Raw genomic sequence first — 23,994 nt, 5'->3', positions numbered from 1 at the left:
AACGGCCGGTGCCGGTGCGCGCCCGAGCGCACCGGCACCGGCCGTCTGCGGGTCCCGCCGTGCTCCCGGTCCGGGGGGTCGACCGGAGGGCCGGCGGGTCCGCCGTCTCGCTCCGGTCAGACCGCGACCGGCAGCGGGGCGTCGAGGGGGGTCCGCGGCGCGGGGACGAGGACGCGGGGGGTGCGGACGGGGGTCCGCGGGGCGGGGACGGCGACGACCCGGACGCCGGCCCGGCGGGACGCGCGGTCCTCGAGTTCGCGGCGCAGCCGCTGCAGCGCGCGGTGCTGGGCGACGCGGACCGCGCCGGGGGTGGAGCCGAGCGCGTCGGCGGTCTCCTCCGCGGTCAGTCCGACCGCGATGCGCAGCGTGAGGATCTCGACCTGGCGCGGGCCGAGCAGGCCCATGAGCTCGGACAGGCGGTCGTTGCGTTCGGCGTCGAGGACGACCTGCTCCGGGTCGTCCTCGCGGCTGAGCCGCTCGGGGAGCTCCTCGACGGCGTCGCAGCGGTTGCGGGCCATCGCCCGGAACGCGTCGGCGATCTTGTGCCGGGCGATGCCGAACACGAACGCCCGGAACGACATCCCCGACGGCCGGTAGTCCGGGAGCACGGAGAGCACGGCCATGCAGACGTCCTGCGCGACGTCGTCGGCCGAGCCGAGGATCGTCTCGCGCCGCCCCAGCCGGGCCCGGCAGAAGCGCTCCACCTGCGGGTGGACCTTCGCCAGGAGCAGCGCGACCGCGCGCTCGTCGCCGGCGACGGCCGCGGCCAGCATCTCCGGCGGGAGGAGGTCCGCCGCCTGCCGGGCGTCGGCCTCCTCGGCGGCGTCCTCGGGTGCGGTCGCGATGGCCACGGGTCCGTCGTGCATCTGCCCAGCTCTCCTCAGTCGCGACCGGGGGGCCGCGTCAGGCGCCGGCACCGCCCGTCCGGCCCAGGAGAGGTCGGGCGGTGCGACTGTCGCGCTGTCCTCCGCCGGTGGTGGTCGGCGCTGCCGGCAGGTCCGCTCGGCCGCGCCCCGGCCTGCGATCAACTCTTCCGGTGCACCCTTTCGGGGTCAATCAACATGCACAATTTGCGGTATAGGTGGACGGACAGTAGGGACCTTGCTCCTGATGGGCGCAACCTCGGACTCGGACGGGCGTCCACCCCTGCCGGAGGGGTGTCCTCCGCCTGCGGGCCGTGACCCGGGCGGAGCAGCGTCGTTGAGCCGGGTGTCACGCTCCGCTCGCCCGAAGGACCGCTCGTGTCTCTGCGTCGCCCGCACCGCCTCCTGCTCGCCGCTCTCGGCACCGTCGCGATCGGTGTGGGGGTGGCCGTGCCGGCGACCGCGGCCCCGGCGCTCCCCCCGGTCACGGTCGGCGAGGACGCGGCCGCGGCACTGGTGCCCGCGGTGACCGAGGCCCTCGGGCCCGCGCTGGCCGGGACGTGGCTGGCCGACGGACGGCTGATGGTGGGCACCTGGGACGCCGCGGCCGCCCCGCTGGTCACCGCGCTCGGCGCGACGCCGGTGGTGCGCGACGAGCCGCGCCGCGACCCGGCCGCGGTGCTCTCGGCACTGGCCGGGCGCACCGCGACGGGGATGCCCGCCGGTCTGGACTCCTACGGTGTCGACCCCCGCACCGAGCAGGTCGTCGTGAGCGTCGTCGACGGGCCGGGCGCCGACGCACTGGCCGCGGACCTGACCGGCGGTCTCGACCCGTCCGCGGTGCGGGTGGAGCGGGTGGCCGCGCCGGCGCACCGGCAGGCCGCGGTCGGCGGGGGCGACACCATCACCGACGGGACCCGCCGCTGCACGGCCGGGTTCGCCGCCTCCGACGGCAGCAGCGACTGGCTGATCACCGCCGGGCACTGCACCCGGGGGTCGTCGTCCTGGTACGCCACCGACGGCTCGACGATCGGCTCCGAGGTCGAGACCGCGGGCCGCGGGGTGGACGTCGGCGCGATCGCGGTCGAGTCGGGCAGCGTGTCGGCGACCGTGTCGGGGATCCGGGTGGCCGGGAGCCGTCCGGCGCCGGTGGGCTCCACGGTCTGCCTGTACGGGTCCACCAGCGGGCGGTCCTGCGGCACGGTCCAGCGCACCGACATGACGGTGAACTTCGAGGGCCAGAGCCAGTCCGGTCTGACCTCGGTGGCGGCGTGCGCCCAGGAGGGCGACTCCGGCGCCCCCTACATCACCTCGTCCGGGCAGGCCCAGGGCGTGCACACCGGTGCGGGCGGCGCAGGCAACTGCACCAGCTACTTCACCCCGATCCGCACCGCGACCGGGGCGCTCGGGCTGACCCTGACCACCGGCTGAGCGCGCCGGCTCAGTCCCGGGCGCCGCGTACGACGCGGCGCAGCTTGGGCAGGCGCTCGGCGAGGACGCGTTCGTGCCCGCGCCCGGACGGCGCGTAGTAGTCGACGCCGACGACGTCCTCGGGCGGGTACTGCTGGCGCAGGACCCCGTCCGGGTCGTCGTGCGGGTAGCGGTAGCCGACGGCGTTGCCGAGCTTCTGCGCGCCGGCGTAGTGACCGTCGCGCAGGTGCGGGGGCACCCCGCCGACCCTGCCGGAGCGGACGTCGGCCATCGCGGCGTCGATCGCGGTGATCACGGCGTTCGACTTGGGTGCGGTCGCCAGGTGCACGGTGACCTGGGCGAGCGCGATCCGCGCCTCCGGCATCCCGACGAGCTGCACGACCTGGGCGGCCGCGGTCGCGGCGGGCAGCGCGGTCGGGTCGGCGAGCCCGACGTCCTCCGACGCGTGGATCATCAGCCGGCGCGCGATGAACCGGGCGTCCTCCCCCGCGACGAGCATCCGGGCCAGGTAGTGCAGGGCGGCGTCGGGGTCGGAGCCACGGATGGACTTGATGAACGCGCTGATGACGTCGTAGTGCTGGTCGCCCGCGCGGTCGTAGCGCACGGCGACCTCGGTGACGGCGCGCTCGACGGCGGCGAGGTCGATCACCGGCTCGCCGCCGGCGCCGAGGACACCGTCGGCGGCCGCCTCCAGCGCGGTGAGCGCGCGGCGCCCGTCGCCCGCGGAGAGCCGGACCAGTGCCTGTTCGCCGTCCTCGGCGAGCTGGACGGCCGCGTTCAGGCCCCGCTCGGAGGTGACGGCGCGCCGGAGCAGGGTGCGCACGTCGTCCTCCCCGAGGGACTGCAGCTGCAGCACCAGGGAGCGGGACAGCAGCGGGGACACGACGGAGAACGACGGGTTCTCGGTGGTCGCGGCGACGAGCAGGACGAGCCGGTCCTCGACCGCTCCGAGCAGGGCGTCCTGCTGGGTGCGGGAGAAGCGGTGCACCTCGTCGATGAACAGCACCGTGGTGGTGCCGCTGCGGTCGCGACGCCGGCGGGCCTCGGAGATGACGGCCCGCAGCTCCTTCACCCCGGCCGAGAGCGCCGACAGGGCGACGAAGTGCCGCTCCGCTCCCCCGGCGCCGGCCATCAGCCGGGCGAGGGTGGTCTTGCCGGTGCCGGGCGGGCCGTAGAGCAGCACCGACGCCGCGGCCCCGCCGTCGAGCAGTCGGCGCAGCGGCGCACCGGGTGTGAGCAGGTCGGCCTGGCCGACGACCTCGTCGAGGGTGCGCGGGCGCATCCGCGCGGCGAGCGGCGCGTCGGGGCGGACGGCGTCGCCGTCACCGGTGTCGCGCTCGTCGCCCCCGGGGTCGATGTCGAACAGGCCGTCGGTGCTCATCGCGTCCAGCGTGCCAGGACACCGTCCCCGGAGGGACGGGCGGCTCAGGCGCGGTCGATCTCGTCGGCGAGGACGGGGGTGTGCACCGGGTTGTGCTCGTGGAAGCGGCACTCGGCGTAGGTGACGATCATCGCTGCGACGCCGGCGATCTGCACGGGCAGCTGCAGCAGGGTCCCCACGACCTGCCCCAGGACGGGGCTGAGGTACGTCAGCGGCGCGACGACGACCAGAGAGGTCACCAGCGAGTACACGATCGCGATCAGGAAGAAGACCACGAGCCGGCCGAACACGGGGAAGAACCGGGGGTTGACCAGCGTGAACGTGCGGCCGATCCCGGCCCGCTCGATCACGACGACCCCGATCAGCGCGCCGGTGAACACCACACCCAGGTAGATGGCCGGGATGATCAGCAGGAAGAAGCCGATGACGAACAGCAGCCCGGCCAGCAGCGACCAGCCGATCACCGGGAGCGCGCGGTTCTTCGCGAACGCGATGACCTGGTCCTGGCTCCACGGGCGCTGGGCCGCGTCGCGCACGACGACGAACACCGACGCCGCGTAGCCGAGCGCGGACAGCACGATCGCGACGACGGCCAGGACCAGGCTGGTCAGGCCGAGGCCCGCCACGAACCCCGTGCCGAGGTCGAGGTCGACGGGGTCGAACGACGACCGCGGACCCCCGTCGAGGAGGTAGCTGATGCCGCTGAGGACCGCGGTCGGGATCAGCACGATCAGGTTGATGATCAGCAGCGGCTTCCAGCTGCGCTGCAGCACGCCGACGATCTTCGAGAACCAGTCCCCGAAGGAGAACGGCACCAGCGGGTCCGGGGAGGTGCCGCTGGGCGGGGCACCGCCGGAGGGGTGGGCGGGCTGGCCGTAGCCGCCCTGCGGGTACTGGCCGCCGTACTGCTGACCGGTCGGGTACTGGCCCGGGTACTGCTGCCCGGCCCCGGGGTACGGGCCGGGATACTGGGCCCCGTACTGCTGCTGGCCGTACTGGCCTGCGCCGGGGTACTGCTGCTGTCCGGGGTACTGCTGCTGCCCGTAGGGCTGGCCGGGGTACTGCTGTCCCGGGGCCTGACCGTACGGGGCCTGGCCGTACTGCGGGCCGTACTGCGGGCCGGGGTCCTGCGCGTACGGCCGGCCGTACTGCTGCCCGAGGTCCTGGACGTACTGCTGGCCGTGCTGCCCGCCGTGCTGGGACGGGGCGGCGCTGCCGTGCTGTCCCGGCTCCTGCGCGCCGGCGGCGTCGTCCTGCCCGGCCTGCTGCCCGCCGGGGTACGGCGTGCCCGGCTGGTCCCCGCTCCCGGCCGCCTGCCCGGGCTCCTGGGCGCCACCGGGCGTCGCGGCTCCCCCGGGACCGGCCTGCGGGTCCTCGCCCCGCGGCGGTTCGTTGCTGCTCATGCGCGCGGACCCTAGTTGCGGGCGGGGTACGGCGGTGCCGAATTCACCGGCTCGCCCCCGATTCGTGACCGACGCGTACGCAGCGTGATCGTCTCCGACCCCGGATCGTCGCCGGAACGCAACGCCGCGGACGCGCGCTGTCACCGGCCCGCAACAGAACCCGTGCACGCTCATGGGGCATGGACACGATCCCGAGTTGCCCGCTCTGCACCCGTCCGCGCACCCCCGCCGACGTCCGCGGACTCGCCTGGAGCAGCCACCACGGCCCGGCCGGCACGGTGTACGTGTGCGGTCCGTGCACGCGTACCCACCTCGTCGACCTCGAGTGCGGGCTGCTCGACCCGGCACGCGGCGGTGTCGCCCCGGACGCCGCGGCCCCGCTGCCGCACGCGGCCTGACCGGTCGGACGGGGCGGGCCACCACCGACCCGCCCGGCCCGCGGCACGGCGACGGGCGGTCGTCGTAGGGTCACGCCGTGCGCGAGATCCTCGAGTTGCTCGAACGTGACGCGTCGTTGAGCCACGACACCGTCGCCACCATGCTGGGTCTGCCCCGGGACGAGGTCGACGCCCGGATCGCGGAGTGGGAACGCTCCGGGGTGATCCGCAGGCACAAGGCCGTCGTGGACTGGGCCCGGTACGAGGACGGCGGCAACGGCCACTCCGGCGCCGGCCGCGCCGGGGCGCAGGTGACGGCGTTCATCGACGTGTCGGTCGCCCCGGCCCGCGGGGTCGGGTTCGACGACGTCGCCGCCCGCATCTCCCGCTTCGACGAGGTCCGCGACTGCTACCTCGTCTCCGGTGGGCACGACCTGCGCTGCACGGTCGTCGGCCCGGACATCCGCGCGGTCAGCGACTTCGTGTCCCAGAAGCTGTCCACGATCGACCGGGTCCGTTCGACCGCCACGCACTTCGTGCTGGCCACGCACAAGCGCGACGGCGACTCCTTCGCCGAGCCGGAGCCCGACCACCGGCTGCCGGTGACCCCGTGAAGGCGCTCAACGCGACGATCTCGGCGATCCCGCCGTCGGGGATCCGGCGCTTCTTCGACATCGCCGCCGAGATGGACGACGTCATCTCCCTCGGTGTCGGTGAGCCCGACTTCGTGACGCCGTGGCGGATCCGCGAGGCCGGGATCTACGCCCTGGAGCGCGGCTACACCACCTACACCGGGAACGCGGGCCTGCCGAAGCTGCGTGAGCTGGTGTGCGCGGACCTGGCGTCGCGCTACGACGCCCACTACGACCCCGCCACCGAGTGCCTGGTGACGACCGGGGTGTCCGAGGGGCTGGACCTGGCGTTCCGGGTGCTGCTGAACCCGGGCGAGGAGGTCATCGTCCCGGAACCCTGCTACGTTGCCTACCAGCCGTGTGTGGCGTTCGCCGGTGGGGTGCCGGTCGGGGTGCCGACCCGCGCCGAGGACGGGTTCGCGATCGACATCGCCGCGGTCGAGGCCGCGGTGACGCCGCGGACGAAGGCGATCCTGATCGGCTCGCCGGCCAACCCGACCGGCGCGGTGCAGCCGCCCGAGGTGCTGCGCGAGCTCGTCGCGCTGGCCGAGCGGCACGACCTGTACCTGCTCTCCGACGAGATCTACGACCGCCTCACCTATACCGGCGCCCACACCTGCCTGGGCGCGGTCCCGGGTGCCCGGGAGCGGACGGTGGTCCTGGGCGGGTTCTCCAAGGCCCAGGCGATGACGGGGTGGCGGGTCGGCTGGCTCGCCGCCCCGGAACCGATCGCGGAGCTGTGCCTGCGGGTGCACCAGTACACGATGCTGTGCGCGCCGCACATCTCGCAGATCGCCGCCGTGGAGGCGCTGACCAGCGCGGAGGGCGACGTCGCGGAGATGGTGGCCGACTACGACCGTCGCCGCCGGGTGTTCGTGAAGGGGCTGCGCGAGGCCGGGCTGGACTGCCCGGAGCCGGCGGGCGCGTTCTACGCGTTCCCCTCGGTCCGCGCCTCCGGGCTGGACTCGGAGACCTTCGCCGAGCGGCTGCTGCGGGAGGAGTCGGTCGCGGTCGTCCCGGGCAGCGTGTTCGGGCCCTCCGGCGAGGGGCACATCCGCTGCTCGTACGCGACGGCGCTGCCGCAGCTGGAGCAGGCCGTGGAGCGGATCGGGAACTTCCTGCGACGCCTGTGACCGGGCCGCCGGGGTCAGGCGGGCACCTTCCGCGCCCGCGCCCCCTCCACGAGCCCCCGCACCATCACCGGCCCGAGGTCCCGGGACCGCCGCACGAGCCACGGCACCCCCTGCACCACCAGCCACGCCCCCCGCTGCCAGGCCGTCACCTCCCGCCCGCCGGCGGCGTCGAGCCCGATCTCCCCCGGCACCACGAACCCTGCGGCGCCGAGCAGCGCGGCGAAACCACGCGCCAGCAACCGGTGCCCCAGCTCGGACGGGTGCAACCGGTCCACGCTCCACGCCGCCGGGTCGTAGCTGCCGGCGGTGTCGAGGTCGAGGATCCCGACGGCGGACCGTCCCGTCGCGGCGACGGCGTCGGCCACCGCCCCGTCGACGGCCCCGTTCAGGGCGGCGATCCGGGTGGCGAGCGCCCGCTGCAACGGCCCCGGCAGCGGCCAGACGCGGGTGTGGTCGTGGAAGCGGAGCAGCAGCACGGTCGCACCGGCCCGCAGCAGCAGCTCCAGCGACCCGGCGCAGTCCCGCCGGATCGCGGCCGGGTCGAAGTCCGAGCGCAGGGTGTCGTTCATCCCGGCGCACAGCACGACGACATCGGGCCCCGACGCCGCGGCCGCGGGCACCTGCCCGTGCCGGGCGTCGGCCATCCGCGCCCCGGTCCGGGCGTGGTTGTCCAGCCGGACCGAGCCGGGGTGGGCGGGATCGTCGAGGGCGTCGCGCAGCAGCGGGCCGAACCCACGCCAGCCACCGCCGGGGAGGGGGTCACCCAGCCCGACGGCGGTGGAGTCGCCCAGGAGGACGAGGTGCCGGACGGGCCGGCCGGACACGTGCGGTACGGCGACGGGGCGGACGACCGGATCGACGACGGACGGGCGCACGGTCATCGGGGACACGCCGACACCATCACCGCCGCAGCCACCGTTTCCGTGTGCAACCGGTGACGGGTCCCGTACCGCCGTGGGAACTCTCGGGGCGGGCCCCTACCACTCGCCGCCGCGGAAGGCGGGGAACAGCGGCAGCGTCGACGACGCGTCCGGGAAACGGGTGTCGAGCGCGGTCACCACGGCCGCGGCCAGCGCGGCCGTGCCGGGCCGGGCGGTCGCCTCCGCGGTGACGCCGAGGCCCCGCCAGTAGTGCCGCAGCGCCGTGGAGATCCGCGGGGACCGGCCGGCGTCGGGGCCGATCGGGCCGTCGCGTTCGGGCACCCGCGGCAGCAGCTGCCAGGTCGACCACCACACCCACAGCACATGGGCGTCGGCGAGGCGCGACTCCAGCAGCTCGGGGTCGTCCAGCTCGGGCCACACCGGCGCGACCTCGGCCCGCCAGGCGTCGAGCATCGCGTCGGCGACGGCGTCGGGCAGAGCGAAGCTCGACGAGCAGCCGGGGAACGGCACCCGCACGTAGGCGGCGTCGAGGACGACGTCGCGGAAGCAGCCCCACTCGAAGTCGACGAACCGCACCCCGCGGCTGGTGACCAGGTTGTTGTCCGGGCAGGTGTCGGAGGGGCTGAACGCGCGGAACCCGGTGCCGCCGAGCAGACGCACGCCGCCCTGGGCCTCGAACAGCGCCATCTCCGGCACCTCGACGCCGAGGATCCCGGCCAGCAGCTCCGGGAGACCGGCCAGCGCGGCGCGGGCCTGGTCGGCGACCGGGTCCCGGCGCGCCTTCTCCCCCAGCCGGCGCAGCAGCGCCCCGAAGTCGCCCTCCCGACCGGCGGTCGCGGCCTGCATCCGGCCCAGGCCGCGGGCCCAGCCGAGCAGGCAGGTCCGGGCGGCCTGGGCGTCCGGGCCGAACAGCTTGTCGGCCAGGGTCAGGCTGCGGCCGAGGTCCTCCAGTACGAGCAGCCGCTGCACCGGGTCGTGCGCGATGATCACCGGGCTGGGCCGGACGTCGCTGGGCAGCGCGGTGAACAGCTGGCAGGACGCGACCTCGTAGCGGAACGGGTCCGACGCCAGGTCCGTGCCGTCCTCGGGCGGCGCGTAGTGCTTCACGACGACGCTGCGCCGGTCGGAGAACGGGTTCTTCGCCATCCGGGCCCGGGCGACGACGGAGCGGCCGCTGCCGCCCAGGTCCTCGGGCTCGAACAGCTCGACCTCCGAGCCCGCCCGCCGCGACAGCAACCGCGCGGCCCCGGCCACCGCCGCGACCGCGCCGGGAGTCGACTGCGGATCGGTCATCGAAGGGGACCCTACCCTTCGGAGAGCGCGCGGTCCGCGCCCCGACGACGCGATCCGCGACGGGCGAGCACCAGCACCGCGGCCGCCGCACCGATGGCGCCCACCAGGTTGACCCCCAGCTGCAGCACCGACTGGGCCGCCTCGCTCCAGCGTCCCTCGATCACCGCGACCGAGGCGTAGGCGGCGGCCGGGACGGTCGTCACCGAGATGAACACCCCGACCAGCGCCGACGAGCGCGCCGAGGTCAGCGACAGCATCCCGGCCGCCCCGGCGAGCACGGCGACGACCAGCGAGAACGGCCCCACCTCGTAGATGAAGTCCATCTGCTCGAGGTCGTCGAGCCCGGCGGAGGACAGCCAGCCGAGCAGGTCGAACACCAGGGTCGCGACGGCGGTGACGGCCATCGCGAGCGGGAACCCGGCGGCGAGCGCGAGCGCACCGCGCGAGACCAGGTCGCGGCGGCGCAGCACCAGCCCGATCGCCATCGCCGCCATCGGGCCGAACTCCGGGCCCAGCACCATCGCCCCGACCACGGTGACCGGCGAGTCGGTGACCGCGCCGACGGCGGCGAGCAGGCAGGCGATGGTGAGGAAGGTCAGGAACGTCGCGGACAGCCGCGACTCCTCGCCGGTGCGCTGGATCAGCTCGTCCCAGACGACGGCGTCGGCCCCGTCCCCCGGCGCGGCCTCCTCGGCGGCGTCGGCCCGGTCGGACAGCACCGTGTCGAGCTGCTCGAGGGTGATGCCGCCGTCGTGGTCGACGCCGAGGTCGGCGAGCCGGCCCAGCAGGTCGTCGGCGCACTCCCGGGCGACGTCGGCCTCGACCAGGTCACCGGCCGGGTGCACCGCCACCCCGGGGTGGACCACCAGGTGGGCCACCCCGGGTTCGGCGTCGAGGACGCTGCGGACCTCGACCGTCCGCCCGGGTGGGCAGACCACCCGCAGGTGCAGCACCTACGCGGCCGGGCCGGGCTTCTCCGGGGCGCGCTCGGGCTTCGCGTCCACGCCCGCCTCCTTGCGCTGGGCCGCGGTGATCGGCGCGGGTGCCTGGGTCAGCGGGTCGAACCCGCCGCCGGTCTTCGGGAACGCGATGACCTCGCGGATCGAGTCGACGCCGGCGAGCAGCGCGGTGATCCGGTCCCAGCCGAACGCGATCCCGCCGTGCGGCGGCGGGCCGAACGAGAAGGCGTCGAGCAGGAAGCCGAACTTCTCCTGGGCCTCCTCCGCGGACAGGCCCATGATCTCGAAGACCCGCTTCTGCACGTCGGCCGAGTGGATACGGATCGAGCCGCCGCCGATCTCGTTGCCGTTGCAGACGATGTCGTAGGCGTAGGCCAGGGCGTTGCCCGGGTCCTTCTCGAAGGTGTCGATCCACTCCGGGGTCGGGGAGGTGAACGCATGGTGCAGCGCGGTCCACGCACCGCCGCCGACGGCGACGTCGTCGGTGTCGGCGGCCGACTCGAACAGCGGCGCGTCGACGATCCAGACGAACGACCAGGCCGAGGAGTCGATCGCACCGGTCCGCCGGGCGATCTCGCCACGGGCCGCGCCCAGCAGTGCACGGGCCTCGGAGGGCTTGCCGGCGGCGAAGAAGATGCAGTCGCCGGGGTTCGCGCCGACGGCCTCGGCCAGGCCGGACCGCTCGGCCTCGGACAGGTTCTTGACCACGGGGCCGCGCTCGTCGACCTGCCCGTCCTCACCGATCAGGACGTAGGCCAGGCCGCGGGCGCCGCGCTGCTTGGCCCACTCCTGCCAGCCGTCGAGCACCTTGCGGGGCTGCGACGCACCGCCCGGCATGACGACGGCGCCGACGTAGGGGTTCTGGAAGACCCGGAACCCGGTGCCCGCGAAGTACGACGTGAGCTCGGTGAGCTCGATGTCGAAGCGCAGGTCGGGCTTGTCCGAGCCGTAGCGGGCCATCGCCTCGGCGTAGGGCATCCGGCGGATCGGGGTCTCGATCTCGTACCCGACGAGGCGCCACAGCGCGGTGAGGACCTTCTCGGCGAGTGCGATGACGTCGTCCTGCTCGACGAAGCTCATCTCGATGTCGAGCTGGGTGAACTCCGGCTGGCGGTCGGCGCGGAAGTCCTCGTCGCGGTAGCAGCGCGCGATCTGGTAGTACCGCTCCAGCCCGCCGACCATGAGCAGCTGCTTGAACAGCTGCGGGCTCTGCGGCAGCGCGTACCAGGAGCCGGGGCGCAGCCGCGCCGGGACGACGAAGTCGCGCGCGCCCTCGGGGGTGGAGCGGGTCAGGGTCGGCGTCTCGACCTCGATGAAGTCCTCCGCAGCCAGCACGTCGCGGGCGGCCTTGTTCACGTCGCTGCGCAGCTTCATCGCCGCGGCGGGCCCGGAACGACGCAGGTCGAGGTAGCGGTGGGAGAGCCGGATCTCCTCGCCGACGCCGGTGTGCTCGTCGATCGGGAACGGCAGCGGCGCCGACTCCGACAGGACGGTCAGCTCGGTGACCGTGACCTCGATGTCGCCGGTCGGCAGGTCGGAGTTCTCGTTGCCCGCGGGCCGGCGGACGACCTCGCCGACGACCTGGATGCAGAACTCGGAGCGCAGCCGGTGGGCACGCTCGGCCATCTCGCCCTCGCGGAACACGACCTGGGCCGATCCGGAGCGGTCCCTCAGGTCGATGAAGATCACGCCGCCGTGATCGCGGCGGCGGGCCACCCATCCGGCGAGGGTCACGGTCTGGCCGGCGTTCTCGGCACGCAGCGTGCCGACGAGGTGGGTTCGCATCACGGCGGTCAAGGCTATCGGCACCCCCCGGGCCGTCTGCCACCAGGTTTCCGGCGGGTTCTCACAGCAGGCTCAGCTGCCCGTCCCCGGGCTCCGCAGCCCGCGGCGACGCGACCGGCTGCCGGGTCCACCCCGGGTCGCGCGGGTTCGGCTCGGGCCGGTCCAGGCCGTGCCGGGCCAGCAGCGGGACGACCCGCCGGGCCAGGGCCCCGCGGTAGTCCCGGGTGGCGTACGTCCCGCCGCGGTAGAGCCGCTCGTAGCGCGGCAACAGCGCGGGGTGGGTGCGCCCCAGCCAGGCCAGGAACCACTCCCGGGTCCCGGGACGCAGGTGCAGCGCGAGCACCGTGGCCCGGCTCGCCCCGGCGGCGGCGATCTCCGCCAGCAGGGCGTCGAGGGCCTCGGTGGAGTCGGTCAGCCACGGCAGCACCGGGGCCACCATGACCCCGCAGGGCAGGCCGGCGTCGGTGATCCGGCGGACGAGGTCGAGGCGGGCGCGCGGACCGGGGGTGCCCGGCTCCAGGTGCGACTGCAGCTCACGGTCCAGCAGCGCGATCGACACCCCGGTGCCGACGCGGACGTCGGCGTTCGCGGCCGCGAGCTGCGGCAGGTCCCGGCCCAGCACGGTGCCCTTGGTCAGGATGGAGAACGGCGTGCCGGAGCGGGCCAGCGCGGTGATCACCCCGGGCATCAGCCGGTAGCGGCCCTCCGCCCGCTGGTAGGGGTCGGTGTTGGTGCCCATCGCGACGTGCTCGCGCCGCCACGACGGCCGGGCCAGCTCCCGTTCCAGCACCCGCGCCACGTTCACCTTGACCACGATCTGGGAGTCGAAGTCCGCGCCCGCGTCGAGGTCGAGGTAGGTGTGGGTGTTGCGGGCGAAGCAGTTGTGGCTGACCACCCCGGCGGCGACGAAGTCCCCCGTGCCGGTGGTGATGTCGACCATCGGGCGGAGGGTGCCGGTGTCGCGGACCGCCACGACCCGCGGCGCTCCCCCCGGCGGCTCCTCGACGCGGGCGCCGCCGACGTCCCGCACCCGGGCCACGGCCGGGTCGGTCACCGCGACCAGCCGCAGCTGCTCGGCGACCCCGCCCAGCACCCGCAGCGCCCGCACCCCGGGCCGGGCCGACGGCTCGGAGGCCACGCGGAACCCGAGCCGGCGCAGCGCGTCGACGCAGGCCCGGGTGAGCTCCTCGTCGCCGGGCACGATCCGCAGCACACCGGCGGAGACCTCACCGCAGGCGTCGACGATCCCGCCGACGAACCCGGCCGTCCAGCCGCGGGCGGGCCGCTGCGGCCAGGCCGCCGGCGACGGGGCGGGCGCCGCGATCATCCCGGCGGCCACGGGCGCCGGCCGTGCGGTCAGCAGGTGGTGGGCGCGGGCGAGCGCCTCCAGCTCGACCCAGGCGGTCGGGAACGGCTCGGCCCGCACCCGGCCGCGCACCGCGTCGGCCCGGACCAGCCCGCACAGCCAGCCCTCGGCGTATCCGTCGGGCCGGGCCCCGCCCGGGACCGCGGCCGCACCGGGCCCGACCAGCGCCGTCCCCGGGCTCAGGTGCGGCCGGTCCGCGGAGGCCCGGCAGCGCCCCGGTCGCACGTGCGCCCAGCCGGAGGTGGTGAGGAAGCGGTGCTCGGCGGAGGTGACGAGCCGCGTGCCGTCGTCGAGGGTCACCTCCTGGGCGCGGCGCCGCGTCGACCAGCGCGCGAGCACCGGGGTGCGGACGAAGCGGCGCCGACCGCCGCCGTCGGTGACGGTGCCGACCACCTCGTCGCCCGGGCGCAGCTCCCCGATCGGCCGCGACCGGCCGTCGGCGGTGAGTACCGGGGTCTCCGGGACGAGGCAGTAGGTGCACGCGTGCGAGCAGCCGCGGTAGGGGTTGACCGTCCAGCCGAACGGCACCGGTGACGACGACGGCACCCGGTTCAGCACCGAGCGCGCCTCGACCTCGTGGAACACCGTGTCCGCGAACCCCGGCGTGCGCACCGAGCGCAGCAACCCCCGCATCCCCGGCAGCGCCGTCGCGTTCCCGACACCGTCCGCCCCGACCTGCTGTCCGTCCCATCGCACCGAGTCAGTCGAACACAAGTTCGAACGTCGGACAACCGGTCGTCGCCGGGCGGTCGCGTCCGGGCGAACGGCACCCCGCAGGTCGAAGATCGTTTGCAAGGATGCGGACGTGCCCCCGCCCCCGCCCGTCCCGCGCGACCCGTCCGCCCCCGACGGCGGGCGGCCCGCCGCCCCGCGGACGGGTGGGCGGCGGCGCGCCGAGGACCGGCCCCCGGGCGCCTCGGGCGGGCACCGGCCCCCGGGTGGCGAACCGGCGCGGCACCGGGCCCGCCACGCTCCGGCCCCGCGGCGTCCGGCCCCCGTGGAGGACCGCCCCGGGCCCGCACCGGCGCGCGGCGCGGCGGCGGACCCCGCCGACGGCGCCGAGACCGGTCCCATCCCCCACCCCGGGCACCCGGGCGGCTGGGGCGACTGCCCCGGCCAGGCCGACCTCGGCGCCACACCCGGCCCGGCGGCGCCGCCCGCCCCCGGCCGGGGACACGGGCAGGGACACACGCCGGGACACGGGCACGGACACGGGCACGGCGCCGCGTCCCCGGCCGGGCGACGGGTGCGCAGACTGCTGGTCGCGCTGCTCGTGCCGTGCGTGCTCGCGACGCTCGCCGGGGTGGCCCTGCTGTGGCCGGGTGCGACCCCGGTCCCGGAGATCCCACCCACCCAGCAGGTGCACGGGACCGTCACCGCGGTGCAGGTCGCGGACTGCTCCCCCGGCGCCGGGGACCGTCGCTGCACCGGGGTGACGGTCGCGCTGTCCGACGGGCCGCGCGCCGGGCGGGACCTGGTGCAGCTGGTGCCGAACGAGCCGTCGACGCCGCGGTTCGCGGTGGGCGACCCGGTCACGCTGTCCTGGTCGGGCGCGAACCCCGACGACGCGGGCTCCTACCAGCTCGTGGACTTCCAGCGCGGCGCTCCGCTGGGGTGGCTGGCGGCGGCGTTCGCGCTGGCCGTCGTGGTGCTCGGGCGGCTGCGCGGGTTCGCGGCCCTGGTCAGCCTGGCGCTGAGCTTCGTGATCCTCCTGTGGTTCGTGCTGCCGGCGATCCTGTCCGGCGGCTCCCCGCTCGCGGTCGCCGTCACCGGCGCCTGCCTGATCATGTTCGTGGTGCTGTACCTGACCCACGGGTTCACCGCGCGGACCTCCTGCGCGGTGCTCGGCACGCTGGCCTCGCTCGCCCTGATCGGGGTGCTGGGCTACCTGTTCACCGTCACCTCGCGGCTCACCGGGCTCGACGACACCACCGCCACCCTGATCGGCACGCTCGGCCCCGGGGTGCCGGTCGACCCGCGCGGCCTGGTGCTGGCCGGACTGGTGATCGGCGCGCTCGGGGCGCTCGACGACGTCACCGTCACCCAGGCCTCCGCGGTGTGGGAGCTGGGCGCGGCGAACCCCGAGCTGGGTGTGCGCGAGCTGTTCGCGGCCGGAATGCGGATCGGGCGCGACCACGTCGCGTCCGCGGTGAACACCCTGGTGCTGGCCTACGCCGGCGCCGCGCTCCCGCTGCTGCTGCTGTTCACGGTGGCGGCGGGCGGCGTGACCCAGGTGCTCACCAGCCAGGACGTGGCGACCGAGATCGTGCGGACCCTGGTGGGCAGCGTCGGGCTGGTCGCCGCCGTCCCGGTGACGACCGGGCTGGCCGCACTCGTCGTCGGCCGGCGCTGAGTCCGGTCCGGCGACCTACCCGGCGGGCTGGAGCACGAAGTCGTAGCGGGCCTCGTACCAGGGCACCTCGCTGTGCCCACCGTCCGGCGTCGGGCCGGGCTCGCGGCGGGTGAAGCCGACGACGAGCTCGCGCCTGACCCCGAACACGACGTCGGAGTCGAGGAACTCGGTGCCCTCCCGGAACAGGTGGGTGATCAGCGGCTCGTAGCCGGGCACGGCCAGCAGGAAGTGGATGTGCGCGGGCCGCATCGGGCTGATGTCGGTGCGCGAGACGAGGTCGCCGACGGGGCCGTCCATCGGGATGGCGTAGCCGAGCGGGGCGATGGTGCGCAGGCAGTAGCCGCCGTCGTCGCCGGTGGTGTACTTCGCGCGCAGCCGGGCCTCGTCGACGTCGAGCTGGGCCTCGTAGGTGCCGTCGGCGTCGGACTGCCAGACGTCGAGGACCGCTCCGGTCACCGGGGTGCCGTCGAGCGCGCGGACGCTGCCGTGCACGAACAGCGGGTCGCCGGGCAGCCCGTCGGACATGTCCTCGCCGGAGGCCTTCTCCGGGGATCCGTCGATGTGGAACGGGCCCAGCACCGTCGCCGGGGTGGCGGCCGGGTCGAGCCGGTGGTTCTGCTGGACGACGAGCATGGACAGCCCCAGCACGTCGGAGGCGAGGATGAACTCCTCGCGCTTGTCGTCGGAGATCTGCCCGGTGGCCGTCAGCCAGCGCACCGCGGCCATCCACTCGTCCTCGGTGAGACGTGTCTCGCGGGCGAAGTCGTGCAGGTGACGCACCAGGGCGGTCATCAGCTCGGCGGTGCGCGGGTCGTGCGCGGTCGCCCAGCGCGCGACGGCGGCGTCGGTGATCGTGTCCTCGGTGACGGTGGTGGGCTGCGTCATCGCAGGTCTCCCTCGGGCTGGTACGGGTCGGGGTCGACGGACCGGTTGTGCAGGTCCACGGACAGGAAGATGTCGTTGGCGACGGGATGGCGCAGCTCCTCGGCGAGCTGGCCGATCAGGCCCGCGGTGCGGGCGAGCAGGGCGAAGCCGCGCAGCAGCTCCAGCGGCAGGCCGAGGTCGGCCAGCGCGGCGCCGCAGACGCCGGCGCCGTTGAGCGGCAGCGTCCGGCCCAGCACCTGCGGGTGCACCCGGCCGATCGCGGCGAACAGGCTCAGGTGCGGGCCGGTCAGCCCCTCCTGCGCGGCGATGGCGAACAGTCGAGGGGTGCGGGGGTCGCCGTCCTTGTGGACGTGGTGGCCGAGGCCGGGCACGAACCGCTTCGCGGCCCGCTGCGCGGTGACGACGTCGAGGGCGACGGCGTCCCAGCCGTCGTCGGTGGTGGGGCGGTCGGCGGGCAGGTGGTCGTGCAGGAACCGGCCGCAGTCCTCGGTGACGCCGAGGAAGCGCGACCCGCCGCCGAGCAGCCCGGCGGCGAGTGCGCCCTGCACCGAGTCCGGCGCGGACAGGTGGGTGAGCCGGGTGACGATCGCGGTCGGGGTGAACCCGTGGTCGGCCAGCGCGGCGAGGACGGCCTCGAACACCCGGGTCTCACCGGGGGTGGGGCGGCGCTGGGTGGCGAGCCAGAACGCGAGCTCGCCGAACCCGACCTCCCCCATGACGTCGTCGGCGAGGTCGTGGCCGAGCAGGGTGATGGCGTCCTTCGACGAGGCGCCCAGGGCGGTGGGGTAGGTCATGAGTCGAGCCACTTCCGCAGGTCGGCGCCGTGCTCGTCGAGCCGCGGCGGAGGGAGCCGGTAGACGGCCGGGGTGGCGGAGAACCGGACCGGGTGCCGGGTGGTGGGCACCGCGCGGTCCCCCTCCCCGACCGTGACGACGGGGTCGAGCCCGAAGCGCTCGGCCATCGCGAACCCACCGTCGATGGTCTGGATCGGCCCGGACGGCACGCCGGCGGCGGTGAGCAGCTCGAACCACTCGACGGCCCCCCGGGTCGCGAGGCGCTCCTCCAGCAGCGGGCGCAGCTCCTCCCGGTTCACCGTGCGGTCGGCGTTGCGGGCGAAGCGGGGGTCGTCGGCGAGGCCGGGCACGTCGAGCACGCCGCAGAGCTTGCGGAACTGGGCGTCGTTGCCGGCGGCCACGATGAGGTCGTCGTCGGCGGTGGGCATCGGCTCGTAGGGGAAGACCGAGGGGTGGGCGTTGCCCATCCGGTAGGGCACCGTCCCGCCGGCGACCCAGGCGGAGCTGTGGTTGACCAGCCCGGTCAGCGCGGAGGACAGCAGGTTGACCTCGACGTGCTGGCCGGCGCCGGTGCGGTCGCGGTGGCGCAGCGCGGCCAGGATCCCGATCGCGGCGTGGTTGCCCGCCATCACGTCGAACACCGAGATCCCGGCCCGGTACGGCGGCCCGTCCGGGTCGCCGGTGAGGCTCATCAGCCCGGACATCGCCTGCACCATGAGGTCGTAGCCGGGGACGTGCGCGCCCGCACCGGAGCCGAACCCGGAGATCGAGGCGTAGACGACACCGGGGTTGTCGGCGGCGACGGAGGCGTGGTCCAGCCCGAAGCGGGCCATCCCGCCGGGCCGCAGGTTCTCGATGACGACGTCGGCGCGGCGGGCGAGCTCGCGGGCCGCGGCGAGGTCGCCGGGGTCGCGCAGGTCGAGCGCGATCGACCGCTTCCCCCGGTTGATGCCGAGGTAGTAGGTGGCCTCGCCGTCGCGCTCGGGCGGGGTCCAGGTGCGGGTGTCGTCGCCCGCCGGTCCCTCGACCTTGACGACGTCGGCGCCCATGTCCGCCAGCAGCATCGTCGCGTACGGCCCGGCCAGGATCCGGGAGAAGTCGGCGACGAGTACGCCGTCGAGCGGCCCGCCGGTTCCGGGTTCCGCCATCGGTGTCCCTCCGAAGTGATCGCTGTGCGGACGAGTGTCCGCCAGACGATCGTGGCCCCGGGCGCGGGCGGCGGTCAAGCCGTGGCCGACACCGTCACGTGCGGCGCGGAGGCGAGCCTGGCGAAGTCGGCGCTGATGTCGCCCGCGGCCTGCAGCAGCAGCGGCAGATGGTGTTCGAGCAGGGTCTCCAGCGAGGTCTCCGCGGCGTGGCAGTTGACGTTGACCCCGGCGACGACCCGGCCCTCGCCGTCGCGCAGCGGGGCGGCGACCGAGCGGATGCCCGGGGCGAGCTGCTCGTCGGTCAGCGCCCAGCCGCGGGCTCGGACCTCGCGCAGCTCGGCGTCGCGCTCGGCGGGCGCCGGGGCGTGCCGCGGGGTCAGCCCGGAGCGCGACGGCTCGGCCAGCACCCGTTCCAGCTCCTCGGGGGCCAGCGCGGCGAGCTGCACCTTCCCCAGCGACGTCGACGCGGCCGGGAACCGCGTCCCGATCTGCACCGACAGCGCGACGATCTTGGGCACCGCGACCCGCGCGACGTAGACGATGTCACTGCCGTCGAGCTGGGCGATGGAGCACGACTCGTGGGTCCGCGCGACGAGGCGCTCCAGGTGCGGCCGGGCGACGTCCCACAGCCCGGTCGAACGGACGTAGGCGACGCCCAGGTCCAGCACCCGCGGGGTGAGGGCGTAGCCGCGCTCGCCGGAGCGGACGTAGCCGAGCTCGGTGAGGGTGAGCAGCACCCGGCGCACGGTCGGGCGGGCGAGCCCGGTCGCGCCGGCCAGGTCGGCGAGGGTCATCTCCGCCCGGCCGGGCCGGAAGGCGGTGATCACCTCGAGACCGCGGGCGAGCGCCTCGATGAAGTCCGGGCCGGTCCCGTCGCGTGGCATGGGCCCACGGTAGCCGGACACCCCCGCGACCCGGCCGTTGACAGCACAAGGAGGGTGCGCGACAGTGGCCGCCGTCCGTGCGATGTCCGCACAGCGGACGCTTGTCCGCAGAACTGAGGGGTGCGTCGATGAGCGTCGTCTTCCGCAACGGGACCGTCCTGACCGTGGACGCGGGCCGGACGGTCCTGTCCGGCCACGACGTCCTGGTGACCGGTGACCGGATCGCCGCGGTCGGGGTCGGCCTGGAGGTGCCCGCGGGCACCGAGGAGGTCGACGCGACCGGCGGGATCGTGATGCCGGGCATGGTCGACACCCACCGGCACATGTGGCAGACCTCGCTGCGCGGGTACGGCGCCGACTGGACGCTCACCCAGTACTTCGTCTGGAACTACCTGGAGTGGGGCAGGATCTTCCGCCCGGAGGACATCCACGCGGGGAACCTGCTCGCCGCGCTGGAGGCCCTCGACGCGGGCGTGACCACCACCGTCGACTGGTCGCACGGCCTGCAGACCCCGCAGCACGCCGACGCCGCCGTCGACGCCCTGACCGCCACCGCGGGCCGGTTCGTGCTCGCCTACGGCAACATCCACGACGCCCCCGCGAACTGGACCGCCGACCCCGGGTTCCGCGAGTTCGTGTCGCGGCGCATCACCCCCGGCGACGACATGCTCGGCTTCCAGCTCGCCTTCGACGTCACCGGTGACCCCGCGTTCCCCGAGCGCCCCGCGTTCGAGGTGGCCCGCGAGCTCGGCGTCGGCGTCACCACGCACGCCGGGGTGTGGGGCGCGACCAACGACGACGGCGTCCGGCTGATGCACGAGCACGGCTTCGCCGGGCCGGACACCGTCTACGTGCACGCCGCGACCCTGTCCGCCGACTCCTACCACCGGATCGCCGCGACCGGCGGCTCGGTGTCGGTGTCCACCGAGAGCGAGCAGAGCGCCGGTCAGGGCTACCCGCCCACCTGGGCGCTGCGCGAGCACGGGATCCCGGTGTCGCTGTCGATGGACACCTCGATGTGGTGGAGCGCGGACCTGTTCTCGGCGATGCGCACCACGCTGGGCGCCGACCGGTCCCGCGAGCACCTGGAGGCACACGCGCGCGGGGACACCGTCACCCACTCGTCGCTGCGGGCCGAGCAGGTCGTGGAGTGGGCGACCCGCGGCGGGGCCCGCGCGATCGGGCGCGAGTCCGACCTCGGCTCGGTCGAGGTCGGCAAGAAGGCCGACCTGGTGCTGCTGCGCAACGACCACTCACCGGTGTCGTTCCCGCTGCTCAACCCGCACGGTCACGTCGCGTTCCAGGCCCAGCGCGGCGACGTGCACACCGTGCTGGTGGACGGGCGCGTGGTGAAGCGCGACGGGCGCCTGGTCGACGTCGACCTCGTCGCCGCGCGGACCGCGGTCACCGCCACCGTCGAGCACCTGCGCGCCACGATGGGCGAGGCGGCCTGGCAGGCCGGGATGAACCCCGATATCCCCGAGACCGAGGTCCTCGACAATCCCTACACCTACACCGACTACCGCAGCGCGGCCACGCACGGCGGCTGATCAGGCGGGGAGGCGGGCGACCAGGTGCGCCTCCCCGTCGCCCTCGCCGTGGGCGAGGACCTCGAGGCCGGCGAACGCGGCGGTCAGCTCACCGGGCACCGCCCGGAACGGGCCGCCCGTGTCGCCGACCTCGGACAGCACCGTGACCACCAGCAGCCCGCCCGGCGCGAGCGCGGCACGCAGCGCCGGGTAGAGCGCCGGGTCGCGGAACCGCTGGCAGACGACGACGTCGTAGCGGTCGTCGTCGCGGGGGAAGCCGGCGTCGAGGTCGGCCTCCACCCAGCGCACCCGTACGTCGTGGGCGGCGGCCAGCCCGGCGCCCGCGGCGAGCCCGGCCGGGGACACGTCGACGGCGACGACGTCGAGCCCCTGCATCGCCAGCCACACCGCGACCGCGCCGCGCCCGCAGGCCACGTCCAGCGCCCGGCCCGAGGACGGGAGCAGGTCCGTGCGCCCGCGCAGCGCGTCCGGCGGGAGCGGCGACCCGGCGCCCGCGGCAGTGTGCCGGGCATCCCAGCGTTCGCGGTCCGAGGCCGCCACCGCGGCCTCAGCCCGCCAGGGCGGTCACGACGGCGTCGGTGACCGCGTCCAGCGGGACGTCCTGCTGCTCGCCGGAGACGAGGTCCTTGAGCCCGACGGTGCCGTTCTCCAGGTCCCGGTCCCCCAGGACCAGCGCGAACCGCGCGCCGGACCGGTCGGCGGACTTCATCGCGCCCTTGAGCCCCCGGCCGCCGTAGGCCAGGTCGACCCGCAGGCCGCGGGCCCGCAGCTGCGCGGCGACCACGACCAGGCGGCGCTGTGCGGCGGCGCCGAGGGACACCCCGAACACCTCGACGCGGGCGTCCGACCAGGGCTGCACACCCTCGGCCCGGCAGGCGAGCAGCGTGCGGTCGACGCCGATGCCGAACCCGACGCCGGACAGCTCGGGGCCGCCGAGGGTCGCCATCAGGCCGTCGTAGCGGCCGCCACCACCGATGCCGGACTGCGCGCCGAGGCCGTCGTGGACGAACTCGAAGGTGGTCTTGGTGTAGTAGTCCAGGCCGCGGACCATGCGCGGGTTCGGCGTGTAGGCGACGCCGAGGTCGTCGAGGTGGGCGAGCACCCGGGCGTGGTGGTCGGCGGCGGCGTCGGACAGGTGGTCCATCAGCAGCGGCGCGTCGGCCATCGCGGCGCGGACCTCGGGGCGCTTGTCGTCGAGCACGCGCAGCGGGTTGATCCCCGCCCGGGCCCGGGTCGCCTCGTCGAGGTCGAGCCCGGCCAGGAACTCCTGCAGCCGCTCCCGGTAGGCCGGCCGGCACTCGGCGTCGCCGAGCGAGGTGATCTCCAGCCGGTAGCCGGTCAGGCCGAGGGCCTTGAAGCCCTCGTCGGCGATCGCGATGACCTCGGCGTCCAGGCCTGCGTCGTCCACCCCGATCGCCTCGACACCGACCTGCTGGAGTTGCCGGTAGCGCCCGGCCTGGGGCCGCTCGTAGCGGAAGAAGGGACCCGCGTAGCGGAGCTTGACCGGAAGGCCCTGCTTGTCGAGGTTGTGCTCGATCACCGAGCGGACCACACCGGCGGTGCCCTCGGGGCGCAGCGTCACCGAGCGGTCGCCGCGGTCGGCGAAGGTGTACATCTCCTTGGAGACGACGTCGGTGGACTCCCCCACCCCGCGGGCGTAGAGGCCGGTGTCCTCGAACACGGGCAGCTCGATGTGGCCGTACCCGGCGCGCTCGGCGGCGGCGGCGAGGGTGTCCCGCACGTGCACGAACCCGGCCGAGGACGGCGGGAGGTACTCGGGGATGCCCTTCGGCGCGGCGAACGGCTCGGGCCTGCGGGCCCGGCCCACCTGCGGCTCGGTGGCGGTCACGGTTGCTGCACGTCCTCTCCGGGGATCATGTCGGGGGTCCTCCAGCCTAGAACCGGTGTCTCTCAGCTTTCTCCCCAGGTCGCCCCGATACCCTCACCGCGCGTACGAGTGATCAAGTCAGGGAGTTGGGCGGGACGTGGCGACGAACGAGCAGCGCCGGGAGGCGGCCAAGCGCAAGCTGGAGGCGCAGCAGGCCCACCGGGCGCAGCGGCAGCAGCAGCGCAAGCGGAACACGACGATCGCGGCCGTCGTGACGGTGCTGGTCGTGGTGCTGGCCGCGGTCGGGGTGTACGCGCTGACCTCGGCCTGGGGCGGTTCCGACGACGCCGGGCAGAGCGCCGCGGCGCCGGCGCCCGCCGGGGACGGCCCGGACACCGCCGGTCGGCCGACCGTGCCGCTGCCCACGCGCCCGACGGCGCTGCCTGCGTCGGTGGACTGCACCTACCCGAAGTCCCCCGAGCCCGCCTCGAAGCCGGTGAACCCGCCGGCGGCCGGCTCCACCCCGGCCCAGGGCACGGTCACGGCGGACCTGCAGACCAGCGCGGGCCCGATCGACCTGACGCTGGACCGCGGCCTGGCGCCGTGCACGGTCAAGAGCTTCGAGAGCCTGGCGCAGCAGGGCTACTTCGACGGGACCTCCTGCCACCGGCTGACGACCAGCCCGGGCCTGCAGGTGCTCCAGTGCGGTGACCCGAGCGGCAGCGGGCGCGGCGGCCCCGGCTACTCCTTCGCCGACGAGGTGTTCCCCGGCCTCACCTACGGCCGCGGGCTGCTCGCGATGGCCAACGCCGGCCCCGACACCAACGGCAGCCAGTTCTTCATGATCTACGGCGACGCCCAGCTGCCGCCGAGCTACACCGTGTTCGGCTCCATCGGCTCCGAGGGCCTCGCGACGCTGGACAAGGTCGCCAAGGGCGGCGAGTCCGTCGGCTCCGGTGACGGCGTGCCGAGCATCCCGGTCGAGATCCAGCGCACCACCCTCGGCTGACCGGCTCCCCGGTCCGCCCCCGGGTGGGGCGGGCCGGGG

20 protein-coding genes and 1 pseudogene are annotated in these 23,994 nt (G+C 75.1%); 7 read left to right on the top strand and 14 right to left on the bottom strand.

The window, feature by feature from the left end; genetic code table 11:
- Positions 1-251: 251 nt before the first annotated feature.
- Positions 252-773: pseudogene (shbA, locus tag KPF22_RS14155) on the bottom strand (RNA polymerase sigma factor ShbA); the annotation flags it as partial.
- 468 nt (positions 774-1,241) lie between these two features.
- Between shbA and KPF22_RS14150 the strand changes: the two are divergent.
- A complete protein-coding gene (locus KPF22_RS14150; protein WP_224402311.1) occupies positions 1,242-2,294 on the top strand; it encodes a S1 family peptidase in 1,053 nt (350 codons plus the stop codon).
- Between the two features lie 10 nt (positions 2,295-2,304).
- Here the strand turns inward: KPF22_RS14150 and KPF22_RS14145 are convergent, their stop codons facing one another.
- Both KPF22_RS14145 and KPF22_RS14140 read right to left on the bottom strand, forming a co-directional pair.
- On the bottom strand, positions 2,305-3,675 hold the full coding sequence (locus tag KPF22_RS14145; protein WP_224402310.1) for a replication-associated recombination protein A: 1,371 nt from the start codon (positions 3,673-3,675) through the stop codon (positions 2,305-2,307).
- Between the two features lie 44 nt (positions 3,676-3,719).
- Positions 3,720-5,078, bottom strand: coding sequence for an energy-coupling factor transporter transmembrane protein EcfT (locus KPF22_RS14140; RefSeq protein ID WP_224402309.1), 1,359 nt, complete (start codon positions 5,076-5,078; stop codon positions 3,720-3,722).
- A 179-nt stretch (positions 5,079-5,257) separates the two neighbouring features.
- Here KPF22_RS14140 and KPF22_RS14135 point away from each other — a divergent pair, with 179 nt between their 5' ends.
- The 3 genes from KPF22_RS14135 (at position 5,258) to KPF22_RS14125 (ending at position 7,220) form a co-directional block, all read left to right on the top strand.
- On the top strand, positions 5,258-5,476 hold the full coding sequence (locus tag KPF22_RS14135) for a hypothetical protein (protein WP_224402308.1): 219 nt from the start codon (positions 5,258-5,260) through the stop codon (positions 5,474-5,476).
- A gap of 77 nt (positions 5,477-5,553) precedes the next feature.
- Positions 5,554-6,069: an Lrp/AsnC family transcriptional regulator gene (locus KPF22_RS14130; RefSeq protein ID WP_073574671.1), complete on the top strand. Its 516-nt coding sequence runs from the start codon at positions 5,554-5,556 to the stop codon at positions 6,067-6,069.
- On the top strand, positions 6,066-7,220 hold the full coding sequence (locus tag KPF22_RS14125; RefSeq protein WP_224402307.1) for an aminotransferase class I/II-fold pyridoxal phosphate-dependent enzyme: 1,155 nt from the start codon (positions 6,066-6,068) through the stop codon (positions 7,218-7,220). The genes KPF22_RS14130 and KPF22_RS14125 overlap by 4 nt, the downstream gene beginning before the upstream one ends.
- Before the next feature lie 14 nt (positions 7,221-7,234).
- Here the strand turns inward: KPF22_RS14125 and KPF22_RS14120 are convergent, their stop codons facing one another.
- The 5 genes from KPF22_RS14120 to KPF22_RS14100 form a co-directional block, all read right to left on the bottom strand.
- Positions 7,235-8,101 carry an SGNH/GDSL hydrolase family protein gene (locus tag KPF22_RS14120; RefSeq protein ID WP_208826605.1) on the bottom strand — a complete coding sequence of 289 codons (867 nt, stop codon included), beginning with the start codon at positions 8,099-8,101 and terminating at the stop codon, positions 7,235-7,237.
- Positions 8,102-8,197: 96 nt separating this feature from the next.
- A complete protein-coding gene (locus KPF22_RS14115; protein WP_208826593.1) occupies positions 8,198-9,394 on the bottom strand; it encodes a hypothetical protein in 1,197 nt (398 codons plus the stop codon).
- An 11-nt stretch (positions 9,395-9,405) separates the two neighbouring features.
- A complete protein-coding gene (locus KPF22_RS14110; protein ID WP_208826595.1) occupies positions 9,406-10,347 on the bottom strand; it encodes a DUF389 domain-containing protein in 942 nt (313 codons plus the stop codon).
- Positions 10,348-12,141 (bottom strand): aspartate--tRNA ligase, encoded by a 1,794-nt coding sequence (aspS, locus tag KPF22_RS14105; RefSeq protein ID WP_224402306.1) that lies wholly within the window; start codon positions 12,139-12,141, stop codon positions 10,348-10,350.
- A gap of 58 nt (positions 12,142-12,199) precedes the next feature.
- On the bottom strand, positions 12,200-14,200 hold the full coding sequence (locus KPF22_RS14100; protein WP_208826599.1) for an intein-containing Rv2578c family radical SAM protein: 2,001 nt from the start codon (positions 14,198-14,200) through the stop codon (positions 12,200-12,202).
- Between the two features lie 109 nt (positions 14,201-14,309).
- On the opposite strand from KPF22_RS14100, the gene KPF22_RS14095 reads away from it, so the two are divergent.
- Positions 14,310-15,857: a YibE/F family protein gene (locus tag KPF22_RS14095; protein WP_224402305.1), complete on the top strand. Its 1,548-nt coding sequence runs from the start codon at positions 14,310-14,312 to the stop codon at positions 15,855-15,857.
- A gap of 15 nt (positions 15,858-15,872) precedes the next feature.
- On the opposite strand, the gene KPF22_RS14090 is transcribed toward KPF22_RS14095, so the two are convergent.
- From KPF22_RS14090 to KPF22_RS14075, 4 genes are all read right to left on the bottom strand, one after another.
- Complete coding sequence (locus KPF22_RS14090; protein WP_224402304.1) at positions 15,873-16,742, bottom strand: dioxygenase; 870 nt, start codon at positions 16,740-16,742, stop codon at positions 15,873-15,875.
- On the bottom strand, positions 16,739-17,536 hold the full coding sequence (locus tag KPF22_RS14085; RefSeq protein ID WP_208823699.1) for a citryl-CoA lyase: 798 nt from the start codon (positions 17,534-17,536) through the stop codon (positions 16,739-16,741). The genes KPF22_RS14090 and KPF22_RS14085 overlap by 4 nt, the downstream gene beginning before the upstream one ends.
- Positions 17,533-18,684 carry a CaiB/BaiF CoA-transferase family protein gene (locus KPF22_RS14080; RefSeq protein WP_224402303.1) on the bottom strand — a complete coding sequence of 384 codons (1,152 nt, stop codon included), beginning with the start codon at positions 18,682-18,684 and terminating at the stop codon, positions 17,533-17,535. Before KPF22_RS14080 ends, KPF22_RS14085 begins: the two co-directional genes overlap by 4 nt.
- Before the next feature lie 74 nt (positions 18,685-18,758).
- Positions 18,759-19,568, bottom strand: a complete 810-nt coding sequence (locus KPF22_RS14075; RefSeq protein ID WP_208823695.1) for an IclR family transcriptional regulator C-terminal domain-containing protein — start codon at positions 19,566-19,568, stop codon at positions 18,759-18,761.
- Positions 19,569-19,696: 128 nt separating this feature from the next.
- Here KPF22_RS14075 and KPF22_RS14070 point away from each other — a divergent pair, with 128 nt between their 5' ends.
- Positions 19,697-21,118, top strand: coding sequence for an amidohydrolase family protein (locus tag KPF22_RS14070; protein WP_208823693.1), 1,422 nt, complete (start codon positions 19,697-19,699; stop codon positions 21,116-21,118).
- On the opposite strand, the gene KPF22_RS14065 is transcribed toward KPF22_RS14070, so the two are convergent.
- Both KPF22_RS14065 and hisS read right to left on the bottom strand, forming a co-directional pair.
- Positions 21,119-21,658, bottom strand: coding sequence for a bifunctional 2-polyprenyl-6-hydroxyphenol methylase/3-demethylubiquinol 3-O-methyltransferase UbiG (locus KPF22_RS14065; protein ID WP_208823691.1), 540 nt, complete (start codon positions 21,656-21,658; stop codon positions 21,119-21,121).
- A gap of 7 nt (positions 21,659-21,665) precedes the next feature.
- Positions 21,666-22,967: a histidine--tRNA ligase gene (hisS, locus tag KPF22_RS14060; protein ID WP_224402302.1), complete on the bottom strand. Its 1,302-nt coding sequence runs from the start codon at positions 22,965-22,967 to the stop codon at positions 21,666-21,668.
- A 136-nt stretch (positions 22,968-23,103) separates the two neighbouring features.
- Between hisS and KPF22_RS14055 the strand changes: the two genes are divergently transcribed.
- Complete coding sequence (locus tag KPF22_RS14055; RefSeq protein WP_208823689.1) at positions 23,104-23,955, top strand: peptidylprolyl isomerase; 852 nt, start codon at positions 23,104-23,106, stop codon at positions 23,953-23,955.
- Positions 23,956-23,994 lie beyond the last annotated feature (39 nt).

Origin of the sequence: Pseudonocardia sp. ICBG1034 (assembly GCF_020131375.1) — a bacterium.
Taxonomy (GTDB): domain Bacteria; phylum Actinomycetota; class Actinomycetes; order Mycobacteriales; family Pseudonocardiaceae; genus Pseudonocardia; species Pseudonocardia alni.
Note: the sequence above shows the minus strand (reverse complement) of the source record. Positions and strands in the feature narration are given on the sequence as shown.